The sequence below is a fragment of the Crocosphaera chwakensis CCY0110 genome (assembly GCF_000169335.1).
In the GTDB taxonomy this organism is placed as follows: domain Bacteria; phylum Cyanobacteriota; class Cyanobacteriia; order Cyanobacteriales; family Microcystaceae; genus Crocosphaera; species Crocosphaera chwakensis.
This window is the reverse complement of the sequence record NZ_AAXW01000013.1, coordinates 1-13,043: the sequence shown is the minus strand read 5'-3', so window position 1 is coordinate 13,043 and position 13,043 is coordinate 1. Positions and strand designations below refer to the sequence as shown.

General features: G+C 34.7%; 11 protein-coding genes and 1 pseudogene. 6 read left to right on the top strand and 6 right to left on the bottom strand.

Annotation, left to right across the window (positions count from 1 at the left end; translation table 11 throughout):
* Positions 1–8 precede the first annotated feature (8 nt).
* The gene (queC, locus tag CY0110_RS10090; RefSeq protein WP_008275313.1) at positions 9–704 is read right to left on the bottom strand and encodes a 7-cyano-7-deazaguanine synthase QueC; all 696 of its coding nucleotides are present in this window, start codon (positions 702–704) and stop codon (positions 9–11) included.
* Between the two features lie 152 nt (positions 705–856).
* Here queC and CY0110_RS10085 point away from each other — a divergent pair, with 152 nt between their 5' ends.
* Positions 857–1,261: a 4a-hydroxytetrahydrobiopterin dehydratase gene (locus tag CY0110_RS10085; protein ID WP_008275312.1), complete on the top strand. Its 405-nt coding sequence runs from the start codon at positions 857–859 to the stop codon at positions 1,259–1,261.
* A gap of 89 nt (positions 1,262–1,350) precedes the next feature.
* Here the strand turns inward: CY0110_RS10085 and tal are convergent, their stop codons facing one another.
* The 4 genes from tal to CY0110_RS10065 form a co-directional block, all read right to left on the bottom strand.
* Positions 1,351–2,502, bottom strand: coding sequence for a transaldolase (gene tal / locus CY0110_RS10080; RefSeq protein ID WP_008275311.1), 1,152 nt, complete (start codon positions 2,500–2,502; stop codon positions 1,351–1,353).
* A gap of 190 nt (positions 2,503–2,692) precedes the next feature.
* Complete coding sequence (locus tag CY0110_RS10075; protein ID WP_008275310.1) at positions 2,693–3,307, bottom strand: hypothetical protein; 615 nt, start codon at positions 3,305–3,307, stop codon at positions 2,693–2,695.
* 89 nt (positions 3,308–3,396) lie between these two features.
* Positions 3,397–3,666: a hypothetical protein gene (locus tag CY0110_RS10070; protein WP_008275309.1), complete on the bottom strand. Its 270-nt coding sequence runs from the start codon at positions 3,664–3,666 to the stop codon at positions 3,397–3,399.
* Between the two features lie 129 nt (positions 3,667–3,795).
* The gene (locus CY0110_RS10065) at positions 3,796–4,596 is read right to left on the bottom strand and encodes a cell division protein FtsQ/DivIB (protein WP_008275308.1); all 801 of its coding nucleotides are present in this window, start codon (positions 4,594–4,596) and stop codon (positions 3,796–3,798) included.
* A gap of 200 nt (positions 4,597–4,796) precedes the next feature.
* On the opposite strand from CY0110_RS10065, the gene ctpC reads away from it, so the two are divergent.
* The 3 genes from ctpC to CY0110_RS10050 all read left to right on the top strand — a co-directional run bounded on the left by ctpC (position 4,797) and on the right by CY0110_RS10050 (position 8,188).
* On the top strand, positions 4,797–6,098 hold the full coding sequence (ctpC, locus tag CY0110_RS10060; protein WP_008275307.1) for a carboxyl-terminal processing protease CtpC: 1,302 nt from the start codon (positions 4,797–4,799) through the stop codon (positions 6,096–6,098).
* A 145-nt stretch (positions 6,099–6,243) separates the two neighbouring features.
* Positions 6,244–7,275, top strand: coding sequence for an AI-2E family transporter (locus CY0110_RS10055; protein ID WP_008275306.1), 1,032 nt, complete (start codon positions 6,244–6,246; stop codon positions 7,273–7,275).
* Between the two features lie 13 nt (positions 7,276–7,288).
* Positions 7,289–8,188 carry an amino acid ABC transporter substrate-binding protein gene (locus CY0110_RS10050; protein ID WP_008275305.1) on the top strand — a complete coding sequence of 300 codons (900 nt, stop codon included), beginning with the start codon at positions 7,289–7,291 and terminating at the stop codon, positions 8,186–8,188.
* Position 8,189: 1 nt separating this feature from the next.
* Here the strand turns inward: CY0110_RS10050 and CY0110_RS10045 are convergent, their stop codons facing one another.
* Positions 8,190–9,437, bottom strand: coding sequence for a Ycf66 family protein (locus tag CY0110_RS10045; RefSeq protein ID WP_008275304.1), 1,248 nt, complete (start codon positions 9,435–9,437; stop codon positions 8,190–8,192).
* 147 nt (positions 9,438–9,584) lie between these two features.
* Between CY0110_RS10045 and CY0110_RS30845 the strand changes: the two genes are divergently transcribed.
* Positions 9,585–10,007, top strand: a complete 423-nt coding sequence (locus CY0110_RS30845) for a hypothetical protein (protein WP_008275303.1) — start codon at positions 9,585–9,587, stop codon at positions 10,005–10,007.
* A 269-nt stretch (positions 10,008–10,276) separates the two neighbouring features.
* Positions 10,277–13,043 (top strand): annotated as a pseudogene (locus tag CY0110_RS10040) (translocation/assembly module TamB domain-containing protein); the annotation flags it as partial.

The window sequence follows — 13,043 nt, the reverse complement described above, 5'->3', positions numbered from 1 at the left end:
ATTACTAATTATTCATAAAATTCTCTACCTTTAACTGTGGCTAACTCAGGGTATCCGGCTTCAATTAAAGCGCGATCGCGGATACGGCAGGAATCGCAGAGTCCACAGGGTTCTGGTTTTCCTTGATAGCATGACCAAGTTTTAGCAATAGGAACCCCTAATTTAATAGCATCTTTTATAATATCGACTTTTGTTTTTGTGATCAAGGGAGCGGTCAGTAATGGGGCTTTTCCTTCGAGTCCCGCTTTTGAGGAAAGATTAGCCAAGGTTTGATAGGCTTGGAGATAGTCAGGGCGACAGTCGGGATAACCAGAATAATCGACGGCGTTGATGCCTAAATAAATGGCTTGTGCGCCTTTTGCTTCGGCTAAGGACAGGGCTAAGGCAATAAAAACGGTATTTCTGCCAGGAACATAGGTCGAAGGGATAACGGTGGTATCAACACCACTCTGAGGTAAAGATAAGGAACTATCCGTTAAAGATGAGCCTCCCCATTGAGCGATATTGACATCAATGATGTAGTGTTTAGAGATATTCAGGGCTTGAGCAATGGTTTGGGCTGCGTTTAACTCCCGTTGGTGTCGTTGTCCATAGCGTAGGGACAGGGCAATCACTTCATAGCCTTGGTCAATGGCTATCGCTGCTGAGGTTGCAGAGTCTAAGCCTCCTGATAAAAGAACAACGGCAAGAGGTTTATGAATCATAGCAAAGAAATAAACGATAGAAAGATTATCATAATTTTTTCATAACTATCCTATCCTATTGGAGTTATATTTGCGATAATTGATTACCAGAAATCATCAATTTTTTGCTAAGCTAATAAAAGAAAAAGTGTTAGATACTGTAGGTTAATGAAATGAAAGGATTGCTATTAGTTGTGATGATTATTTTTATGCTGACAATAAGCAATATTAATCCCTTTCATTCTTCTACTAATCTAGCTGTTGCTGTTAACAATGAGATGATTATGAGTAACGCTACCGTATTATCAACTGACGACATAAAAGATCAATTAAAACAACTAGAGGGTTGGACAGAAAAAGACGGCAAATTACATCGTGAATTTCAATTTAATTCTTTTGTAGAAGCCTTCGGTTTTATGTCTAGTGTTGCGTTAGTGGCTGAATCAATGGGGCATCATCCTGAATGGTGTAATGTTTATAATCGTGTCACTATTGATTTAACTAGCCATGATGCAGGGGGTATTACTAACAAGGATTTAGAATTAGCTCAAAAAGCTAATGAATTAGCTAATAAATAAGAATATGTATTGAATTAATAATAGTATACCTCTCCTAAAATGGAGAGGTATTATACAAGTTATTTCTTTTTTGTATAACTATCAGGCTTTTAACTAGGAGTTAATTGCTTCGCTTGATTTTCGATAGATTCTAGCAAAGAATCATAAGGCTTAACAAATTTCTCGATTCCTTCTTTGAGTAATTCATCAAGCACTTGATCCATGTCAATGTTAATATCAGGATGTTTCAAAGTTTCAAACACTTGATAAGCTTCATCTACGTCAGCTTCGATACGTTTTGGACTCAGATCGCAGTGATCAGCACAAGCTTCTAAGGTATTAGAAGGTAAGGTATTAATAGTATGTTCTCCGACTAATTCGTTGACATATTTAACATCACTATAGTCAGGATCTTTTGTGCTGGTACTTGCCCATAAAAGTCTCTGAAAGTTTGCACCTTTTTCTTCTAATGCTTTCCAGCGAGGACTAGCAATAATATCTTTAAAGGTTTGATAGGCTATTTTGGCATTAGCGACTGCTATATCCCCTTTAAGTTCCCGTAGACGGACGGATTTATTTAAACTTTCTGTTCCTAATTCTCGGATTCTCTGTTCAATTCTTTTATCTACTTTTGTATCGATACGACTGAGGAAAAAGCTGGCAACCGAAGCAATATTATCAATTGGTTGATTATTTTTAACCCTGGTTTCTAAGCCTCTAATATAAGCCCAAGCTGCTTGTTGATAGTTATCCACTGAGAATAACAAGGTTACATTGACATTAATTCCCCGACTAATTAACTGTTCAATGGCTGCAAATCCTTCAAAGGTTCCTGGCACTTTAATCATGACATTTTCTTTATCAATTGCCTCATAAAAGTGAATTGCTTCGGCAATGGTTCCTTTAATATCATGAGCAAGGTGAGGAGAAACTTCAATACTTACATATCCATCTAACCCGTTTGATTCTTCATAGATAGGATGGAAAATATCACAAGCTTTACGGATATCTTCAAAGACTAAAGATTCATAAATTTCTTGATTAGATTTTTCTTCTTCGTGGCCGGATTTAATAGCTTGATCGTAGCGATCGCTCTCTGTTATTGCCTTTTCAAAAATGGCTGGATTAGAAGTCAATCCACGTAAACCACGGTTTTCTATTAGTTGATTGAGTTCCCCTGTTTCTATGGCTTCACGGGTTAAATTATCCATCCAGATACTTTGACCATAGTTTTGCATCTCTAATAAAGGGTTGGGACTCATAAGTTTTTTATCTCCTAAAAATTAACAATTATTTTCTCTACTGTGTGGTTTATGAAATTGAATGCTTTTTTACATCGTCTTTTGTTTTTTAATGCTATCCCTGTTTATAATTCTAAAAAAAATAGATATTTATCACTTCTACCAAAAGACATAAGAATAAGTGTAGTATTGAACAGTTATTACTGCTCAGTTACGAGTAACCAATGGCTGATAAGTGCTTCAGTAGTAAACTAGGATAGGCATAACACTGATCATTTTCTAACTGTAATTGATTGACTGTTTTATAAACATCGGTAATGGCTTGCTGAAAAGTATCAATTGAGTTTTCTAAGGTTTCTTCCATTTCAAAGGCTAAACTCCAATAGTATTTTCGATTAATTTTGATTTCACTAATTTCAATTTCTACATTTTGATACAGTTTTTGCCATCTTGTCTTATGAACGGCTATCCAAGTAGGATTATTTATATTGTTTTTTACGATTTTCTGCAAATCAGAAGATAATGGTTTGTTATGTCTCCATTTTATCCATCTTTCAATAAAACCTTGCCAACTACTGTTACAATCTTCAGCTAAATTCAACCTAACAGAATCAAAATTATTATCTTTCCATTTCATTTCTAAGACATTTTCTCTTAATTTCACACTCATGGAATGATTATTGTTTGCACATAAATAGTAATCTATTCTACTATTGACCTGATCTAAAATTTTGCCAGGACAATCAGACTGAAACCAGTTGCAAATATTTGATGGTAATAAGCATAAACCATACCAACGGATCTCTAATGTTTGTTTAGATATCATGCCATTATATTTATTTAATTAAGAAAAAAATAACCCCCAACTATTTTAGTTTGGAGGCAATTATTATTATTGATTATTTAAGACAAATGTTACCACCATTTACGATCGCCATTTTCATCCGTTCTAGCCTGACGAATAGTGTCACTAATTTCTTCTGCGTCTTTGATGTGGTGTAATGCTTTTTCAGAACCATCCTCATTTTCAACAACGAAGTAGGTAGGCACAACCTCGTGACCAGTAATATCCCAGGTATCGACTGCGATTTGTTCTGATTTTTCTTCAACGGTTTGATTTTCTTCCTTAACGCGATCGCCTTCGTTAAGAACTCTTTTATTTTCATTTTCCGTGGAGTTATTCATAAATTAATACTTAAATTGAATTCAACTTATCTAATTCAATCTAAACAGTTTTCTTTTAAATAACCATCTTCAAAAAGTTAGAATATAAAAAAGTGATCATCTCCCTCAACTGATAGATTCAGGATTAAGTTAATCAGATTTTGGCGCAATATCTTCCAGATGAACTGAGGGAGCATCAGGTTTAGACAAATCGATATAAATAATCCGTTCTTTTGCCACAGCAGAAGATAACTGACGTAGTTTACCTAACCCTTGGAGTTGTTCAAGAAACTGCTCTCTATCAAGATAAGTGCCACAATGTACCTTTCCTAAAGCAGTGTGTAAAATCAAATTACTAGGATCACGCCAATCAAGTACAGTGATTTCTACAGGAGAATTAAGAATTAAAGGATAAATACTTTTCCAATAGGTTAAACTTTGTTGACTTAACCCTAACACTTTAAGCTTAACGGAGGGTTTTTCTTTTGCTTGTTCATAAAATGTTTGAGGAATCCAAACCCCATCATCATCGATAAAACCGACCTGATCGGCCATCGTCGCTTCAGCTACTGGTTGTCTTTCTGTCACCATAATAGTCACTTCTACAGGAAGTAGCTGACGGGTCATATAAACCGTTTCTAGGGGGGGTTGACTTTCGAGTTTTTCTCTTAACTGATGAATGGGTAATTTCCAAATTAACTGAGGATAACTTATATCGAGCATGGCTTGAATTTGTTCAGTCTGTAGTCGCTCATTACCCAGAACTTTAATTTGTGATTTTTCTCGAATGAGCCAATGAGGTAGACTAACGCTCCAAATTAATCCCCCTGTCATACCGCAGAGGAATAGAAATCGCCACACCCCTTGCCATGCTTTTAAACGCCGTTGATGGCGTAAGGTTTGACGTTGGTTTTTGAGAGAATCAGCAGGAATTAAGGTACTATCTGTCATAAGATTTCTATCATCACCATGAAGACAATGTTATGATTGGGAGGAGTCTTACTCTAAAAAAAAATAACTCAATAAAATGAGTTTACTTACTCAAGTAACAAAAGTCTAAGATATACTGAATAAAAAGAAATTAGACAAGTTCCTCTCTTAGAGTCAGTACTCGCCTGTTATAGAAGTTTCATAAACACACTACTTAGCTTATGGTCAATTACAAAAAAGGGTTAGTTCTCGGTGCAACTGCAGCAGTTTTAACCGCCGTTGCTGTGACCGGAGCGGGGTTCCGTCTTTCCCGTAGCTTTGCTTATCTTGAAGATAGTCCTACAAAGTTAGTAGACGAAGTTTGGCAAGTTATTAATGACACCTACGTTGATGGTACATTTAATCAAGTAGATTGGCTTGCAGTTCGCCAGGAATATGTTGGAGGGTCTAAAACTTACGAAACTAAAGAAGAAGCATATAAAGCGATTCGGGAAATGTTAGAAAAACTGGGTGATCCCTACACCCGCTTTATGGACCCTGAAGAGTTCAAAAATATGCAAATTGATACCTCCGGAGAACTAACTGGTGTAGGTATTCAACTCACTAAGGATGAAGAAACAAAAGAATTAACGGTTGTCGCGCCTATAGAAGATACACCAGCCTTTGAAGCCGGAATTTTGGCTAAAGATGTCATTACTAAGATTAATGGCAAAACCACTGAAGGAATGGAAGTAGAAGATGCAGTTAAACTCATCCGTGGTAAACCAGGAAGCAAGGTTACGTTAACCATTCGTCGTACTGACGAAGAAATTGATTATCCTATTGTTAGAGCGCGCATCGAACTCCATCCCGTTAAAGCTCAAGTAAAAGAGACTCCTTCGGGTAAGGTTGGTTATATTCGTTTAACTCAGTTTAGCGCTCATGCCAGCGAAGAAATGCGTGACGCGATTCGTGAGGCTGAATCAGCTAAGGTAACAGGTTATATCTTGGATTTACGGTCGAATCCAGGAGGACTGCTCTACTCTAGTGTAGAAATTGCTCGGATGTGGCTTGATGAAGGTAAAATCGTCTCTACCGTTAGTCGCAACGGGGAAATAGAAGCCCAAAAAGCCACTAACCGCGCGTTAACTGATAAACCTATGGTTATTTTAGTGGATGGGGGTTCTGCCAGTGCCAGTGAAATTCTTTCGGGAGCTTTACAGGATAATAATCGGGCTACTTTAGTAGGAACCAAAACCTTTGGTAAAGGGTTAGTACAGTCCGTTCGACGCTTAGGAGATGGTACATCAGGACTAGCGGTGACCATTGCTAAGTATTTGACCCCCAGTGGCCGAGATATCAATAAGCAGGGGATTGAACCTGATATTCTGGTTGAATTGACCGAGGAACAAAGAAAAGAACTTCAACAAGAACGAAATAGAATTGGTGATTTTGGTGATCCTCAATTTGACCAAGCTTATGAAGAGTTGAAGAAAGAAATTGCTAAGTCTGGTGCAACTAACGCTAGTGGAACTTTGCGATAACCTTAATTAATCGAAAAATTCAATGATTATAGGAAGAAAGGTTACTTTCTTCCTTTTTTTGTTGCTAACCATTAGACGAGCCAAAAACGAAGCAAAATGGTAGCCTAGAGATCAAAAAATCCCCTTAGCGTTTTTTTAGAGTTTCATGAATCTTGGTCAGTGGCTCAGCTTGTCGAGTTTAATCATTTCTGGTTATATTCTTTGGCAGATTAGGCAAGTATTGTTATTGGTATTTACGGCAGTTGTTTTTGCAACGGCGTTAAATCGATTGGTTAAATGGCTTGAACAATTTAAAATTAGACGTAATTGGGGCATTATCATTGTTGTTATCACTATCATAATCTTAGCTATTTTATTCGCTTGGTTAGTGGTTCCTCCTTTTATCGATCAATTTGAAAAGTTATTAGCATTATTACCCACAGTTTGGGAAAGACTGCGAACTAATTTAATTTCGTTATCAGAAACACAAAGTCGTTTTGACTGGTTACCTAAGCCTCCTACTTTAAGTGATGTATTAACTCGTTTACAACCGTTATTGACTGATATTTTTGCCAATTTTTTTACCGTATTTTCTAATTCTTTGGCCATTATTTTACAAGTGGTTTTTGTTTTTTTCTTGACGATTACAATGATTATTCAACCTCAAAGATATCGTCATTTATTTTTAAAATTATTCCCTTCTTTTTATCGTAAACGAGGGGACGAAATTTTGACCCTTTCAGAAGTTGCCTTAGGTAATTGGTTAACTGGTGTTACGATTAATTGTTTTTTTATTGGCATATTAAGTGGTGTGGGTTTATGGTTATTACAAGTTAAGTTAGTGTTAGTTCATGCTTTATTGGCAGGGTTACTCAATTTTATTCCTAATGTGGGTCCTGCTACAAGTGTCGTTTTTCCTTTAATGGTTGCTTTATTAGATAATCCTTGGAAAATTTGGGCGATTCTAATTTGGTATTTTATTATTCAAAATATTGAAAGTTATTGGTTAACGCCTACCGTTATGGCTAAACAAGTATCTTTACTTCCTGCGGTAACCTTGGTGGCGCAAATCTTTTTCGCTCAAACTTTTGGTCTATTAGGATTATTATTAGCACTTCCTTTAGCAGTTGTGGCTAAAACTTGGATTGAAGAAGTTTTATTTAACGATATTTTAGACCCTTGGGATTCTATTAGTTAAACGAGAAAGTATTATGAAAAAATCAGTTTTTTATCTATCCTTTGTGAATTTATTACTTCTATTTTCTTGGGTTTTGCCTAGCTATACTCAAGAAATGAGCGTATTAGAAAAAATTGATCAAACAGGTTTATTGGAGGTTGGAATTAGAGAAGATGCAGTTCCTTTTGGCTATCGAGATATTAACGGAAATTTAGAGGGATTATGTTTAGATTTGATCGCTCTTTTAAGAGAACAATTAAAACAAAAGTTGAATAAAAAAGTGATTGCTCTTAAACTATATAAATCAACTCTTTATAATCGCTTTGAATTAGCGAGCGATCGCATTGTTGATATAGAGTGTGGTCCAAATACCATTCGAGAAGTTCCTGAATACCAAATACAATTTTCTCAACCCTTCTTCTTAACAGGAACTCAATTATTAGTTAAAACGGAGAAAGCAAAAAGGATTAATCCGAATAGAAGTTTAGACAATATTGATATTGGGGTGTTAAGAAATACCACTAATGAACAATTAATGGCTGAAAGATACCCTTTAGCTAATCTCGTTCAGTTTCAAGGGGTTACAGGAAGATCTAGAGGAATACAAGCACTACAAGGAAACAAAATAGATGCTTTTGCTAGTGATGGTATTCTCTTGGTGGGAGAAGCTCAAATACAAAATTTAAGACTCGGTCCAGACTATACGTTAGTCCCAACCAATCCCATTGATTGCGAAGAATACGGACTTATTTTACCTGATAATAATCCCGAATGGTTAAGTTTTGTTAACTCGGTGATTGACGATTCATCGTTACAAGGTATTTATCGAGATTGGTTTGGGGAAATTTCACCACAAATTGAATCGATTCAATTGTTTTGTGGAATTAATCAGATATTAGAAGAAGGAGAGGAGTCAGAAGAGACGAGAGAATAGGTTAATTTTTCTCTTGCTCATTTTCCTCAGTTTTCTCGTTCTTTTCATCCATAACTGGTGAACTGGAATCTTCAGTGTTTACCGTTTTGTCCTCGTTTTTTTCGGTGATTTTAGACTCAGAGGATTCGCTTTTCGGTTGATAATCTTCGATGAGGGTTTCTGCTTCATCATCGGCCATATAAGGCTCAAATTCAGCGACATATTCTTCAAAACTTTCTGTTTGTTCTGTTTCTTCTGTTGATTGTTCTTCACTAACGTCGCTGGTAACTGCAAAGGTTTCAGAGGCGATTACTTCTGTTTCTTCTACTAACGTAGGAGTTACTTCTTCGATATTTGAACCGTTGTCGTCATCGTCGTCGTCGTCGTCCCAGTTGCTTTCTTCAAGATCAGTGTTAGAGGTTATTTTTTCAGGAGGTTGTGTGATCGGTTGAGATTTAGATTTACCTAACCCAAATAAGGATTTAAAGGAAAATCCTTGTTTTTTGTTTTCAGTGGTTTCAGTTTCAGGTTCAGGGGTAATCTCGCTTTCTTCTGGAAATTCTACCTGGGAGATAACTGGGGTTTCTTCAGGGGTCGTTTCAGGTTCAGGGGTAATCTCGCTTTCTTCTGGAAATTCTACCTGGGAGATAACTGAGGTTTCTTCAGGGGTCGTTTCAGGTTCAGAGGTAATCTCACTTTCTTCTGGAGGTTCTACTTGGGAGATAACTGGGGTTTCTTCGGGGGTTGTTTCTGTCTCAGGGGTAATCGCACTTTCTTCTGGAGATTCTACCTGGGAGATAACTGGGGTTTCTATTTCAGGTTCAGGGGTAATCTTAATTTCTTCTGAGGTAATTTCTGTCTCAGGTTGAGCAATAATTTCGCTGTCTGGTTGAAGGGTAGGTTCTTCTTCTTCTGGGGTTTCACTCATCGGAGGGGTAACCGAGGGTGATTTTTTCTTGAAGCGGTTTTGTACCCACTTTAATAGAGAAAATCCTTGTATGTCTGTTTTTTCATCAGGATGAGCGATCGCTCGTCTTAAGCGAAGGGTTTGCCAACCAAAGCATATCACTAACGTCACCGCAGCACTTTGACCCAACAACACACCCCCTGTCACCCTTCCTGCACATACCCAAAGAACTAAGGCGTAAAATAAACCGACACCACTCCAAAGAAAATCATCTTTTCGGTGTAATTCAGGAAGGAAAAAAGCGGATAAATAAAGACTTAAGCTTGCAAGGCCAACAGCGATCGCTAGGATGTATGCCAACATCTGTGGGTTACTCCTTTGGTGGTTTCTCTTTCTTATTGTGAGGCATATTGCCCCCTATTGCTCACCAATTTCTAAGAAAGATTTTTTTGAAGTACGTTAGATTAGTCAAAAAATCTTCTTTTAACGTCTCCTCATCCTCGAATCCTCATGAGTCAATCTCCCCCACCTCCAAACGCTTCGTCTAGTTGGTTTAACCGCTTTCTTAGATTTGCCAGAAAACCGAAGACTATTATCATAGCAACGACTTCTGTGACCCTCGTTTTCATCGGTTATACGGGATTGAGTTTCTTTTTAAGGGAGTATTTACCTCCGTGGTTAGAAAAACAACTCAGTAAAGTTATTTATCGTCCTATTGAGATTGGTGAGTTAGAGGGCTTTTCTTTTACCAGTTTACAGCTAGAGGACGCTTATATTCCAGAGACGACTGAATACAGTAGTCAGTTAAGAGCGGAAACTATTAAGGTTACGTTCAATCCTTTAACAATTTTATTACAAAGAAAGTTAGCTGTTAATATTTTTCCTCAAAAGGTAACAGTAAAATTCGTGAACAAAAACCAGGTCAATGGTTAAATGTCAAGGCCACTGATGAAGTTATTCCCCTTAATTTTGATTTATCGGTTAATGTTAAAAACACTGAGATTATTTTATTACCTTATCAATCAGAAAAAACAGTCAATATTAAAGTAGCGGGCAATATAGAATATGAAAAAAGTAAACAGAGAAAGTGGCTTTATGATATCAGTTTAGGTTTACTCGAAAGTAATGAAATTCAACTACAAGGGGAAACCTTTGTTAAAAGTACCAAAAGTAAAATAAGCTTACAACTGAATCAATTACCTTTGCAAGCTTGGTCATCTATTTTTCCTAATCTTCCTTTAAAGATTGATGATAGTTATCTTAAGGCTAATTTGAATCTTAATTTACCTTCTTTGCGAGATTTGAGAAAAACTGAAGGACAAGGAAATTTAAACTTATCTGATTTTCAGGCAAAAGCTCAATCTCTTAAGAAACCTATTCAAGTAGATTTAGCTTTTCAATTTGAGAAAAATAAAATATTAATTAACCAAGGAAAAATTATATTAGGAGATATTCTTACTACATTACAAGGATATTATGATTGGCAAAAAGGAAGTAATATCAAAATTGATCTTCAAAATGTAAATATTAATAATATTTTAGAGGTAATTCCCATTAAGCTACCAATAAAAGCAAATGGAAAGTTTAATATTAATATTAATGTTACTGGGTTAATCACTAATCCTATCATTCAAGGTAAAGTTATTAATGATCAATTAGTAACGATAGAAAAAACACTGTTTGAAAGAATTTTAGCTGAATTTAAAATTACTTTAGATGAAACGTTATTAGAACAATTTTTAATTGAACCCCAAGCAGGAGGACAAATACAAGCAAAGGGAAGTATTAACCAGAATATTAGTCAATTAATCGAACAAAAGAAAGCAATTGATATTAAAGAGTTTCCTATTCAACTTAACTTTCAAGTAGCATTACCGAGTAAAAAGTTAATTAATACTTATTATTTCTTACCTTCTAGTTTAAATTTGAATACATTGCAAGCAAAGGGAGAATTAAAAGGAAAATTAGCTAATATTGATGGTTTAATTCAGTGGCAAACTTCTGGTGATTTTTCACAACAAGATACTACTATTGTTAGTCAAGGTGAAATTGTTATAAAACGGAACAATTTATTTTTAAAAGATACAAATATTCGTACTGAACAAGGAATTATTGATATTACAGGAAGTGGAAGCTTAATAACAAAAAAATGGCAATCTTATATTAATACAGAGTCATTAAGTTTAACATCTTTTGCTAGTCTTATTTGCGTTGAAATTAAGCTTCAATGTCCTGACAATTTAATTCTAGAACAAGGTAATATTCGTTTATCTGGAGAGATAAATCAATCTTTTATCCAATCTCTTGACGTTAATTCAAATTTTTTGTTATCTATTAATGAAGGAAAAGTTATTATCAATAGCAATATTAATGATAGTCAATTACAAACAAATATTACTACATTAAAACTACCTATCAATTCCTTTATTTCTAACTTACCTGTTCTGGTATCAATTAGCGATTCTCGTTTGAATATTTCGGGTAATTTAGAAACTATTTGGAATAATGGAAACCTTAACTTAAGTGAAATTGATGGAGATGGAAATATAGTTCTTAGAATAGAAGATAGTCTAGTCACAGCAACAGGTAAATTAGAAAATGAGTCTTTAGAAGCAGTTGCTAATATTAACAGTTTATCGGTTAATCAAATTCTTCCTAATATTCCAGTTCCTGTTAACTTAATTAATAGTGATATTAATATACAAGGAGAATTGAAATCTATTACTTTTTCTAATTTAATATCTAATTTTAACAATTTACAAATTACTGCCAATAGTGATCTGTTGATTGCTAATCGAAGTATAACAGCACAAACTGAAGTAAATCAAGGACAAGTTAATATTAATGCAACAACAACACCTTTATCTATTGCACCCTTTACTATTAAAAATTATCCAAGTTTAACTATCAAAAACTTAGAAGCTAATTTAACAGCTAGTTTATCCACTTTATTAAAACTAAACTTTAATGACGTTACTGGATATATTAACACTGAAATAGATATAGGAAACGGAACCTTAATCGTTAATGGAGATATTAGTAATAACATTATCGATGCTAATATTACTACCAAAAATATTAAATTATCTAGTTTAAATACTAATTTATTTTCTGATTTTCCAGCAGATAAGATCAATACTTCAATTAATGCCTCTTTTCCTCTTAATTCCATTTTACCATCTGTCTCAATTATTCCTATTAATCTTCGACAATTTTCTTTAGAAGTAGGAGAACAAAATATTAATGCACAAGGCAATTTAACAGTTTCTAATTTATGGCAATCTCTTGATGTTGAAACTATTTCTTTAGAAGTTGAAACTAATTTTGATTTAAGTAAATTACCCTTAACACCATTATTAGATAAAATTCCAATTAATCGACAACTTTTACCAGCACAAATAGAATTAACAGGACAAAGTAACTTTACAGGAACTTTATTAGGAAAAAATCTACTAACTTCACCATTATTACCAGGAAATTTACAAATAGTTGGAGATATCAATTTATCAAACTTAACTTTCAATGATCAACAATTTGAACCAAACTTAAGTGGTGAACTAAATATAAATTCTTTAAATCAAATTTCTATTAATATAAAAGGAATACAAGATAAAATTACTGCTATTATTAGTCCTTGTTTAAAACAAAACTGTTCTTTAGTTTCTGTCATAGAATACTTTGAAATTCGTCAAACTTATAATAATAATACTCCTATTCTTGCTCAGGTAAAGCGTGACAATGATAATCTAGTAGCTAATGTAGAAAGTTTACCTATAGATATCTTGAAAATAGCACCTTTAGGCAACTATGGATTAACTGAATATTTAGGAGGTTTAATTAATTTAGAAATTAGTTTCAATCCATCAGACTTAGATACTGTAGGAAAAGTCACTATTTCATCACCTCGTTTTGGCAATGTGATAGCCAATCAATTTGAAGCATCATTACTATACAAAGATGAACAAATTT

Excerpts from the sequence above, each read along its gene's own strand:
- queC (WP_008275313.1), bottom strand. The coding sequence starts at position 704 with ATGATTCATAAACCTCTTGCCGTTGTTCTTTTATCAGGAGGCTTAGAC.
- CY0110_RS10055 (WP_008275306.1), top strand. The coding sequence starts at position 6,244 with ATGAATCTTGGTCAGTGGCTCAGCTTGTCGAGTTTAATCATTTCTGGT.
- ctpC (WP_008275307.1), top strand. The coding sequence starts at position 4,797 with ATGGTCAATTACAAAAAAGGGTTAGTTCTCGGTGCAACTGCAGCAGTT.
- CY0110_RS10075 (WP_008275310.1), bottom strand. The coding sequence starts at position 3,307 with ATGATATCTAAACAAACATTAGAGATCCGTTGGTATGGTTTATGCTTA.
- CY0110_RS30845 (WP_008275303.1), top strand. The coding sequence starts at position 9,585 with ATGAGTCAATCTCCCCCACCTCCAAACGCTTCGTCTAGTTGGTTTAAC.
- CY0110_RS10085 (WP_008275312.1), top strand. The coding sequence starts at position 857 with ATGAAAGGATTGCTATTAGTTGTGATGATTATTTTTATGCTGACAATA.
- CY0110_RS10065 (WP_008275308.1), bottom strand. The coding sequence starts at position 4,596 with ATGACAGATAGTACCTTAATTCCTGCTGATTCTCTCAAAAACCAACGT.
- tal (WP_008275311.1), bottom strand. The coding sequence starts at position 2,502 with ATGAGTCCCAACCCTTTATTAGAGATGCAAAACTATGGTCAAAGTATC.
- CY0110_RS10045 (WP_008275304.1), bottom strand. The coding sequence starts at position 9,437 with ATGTTGGCATACATCCTAGCGATCGCTGTTGGCCTTGCAAGCTTAAGT.
- CY0110_RS10070 (WP_008275309.1), bottom strand. The coding sequence starts at position 3,666 with ATGAATAACTCCACGGAAAATGAAAATAAAAGAGTTCTTAACGAAGGC.
- CY0110_RS10050 (WP_008275305.1), top strand. The coding sequence starts at position 7,289 with ATGAAAAAATCAGTTTTTTATCTATCCTTTGTGAATTTATTACTTCTA.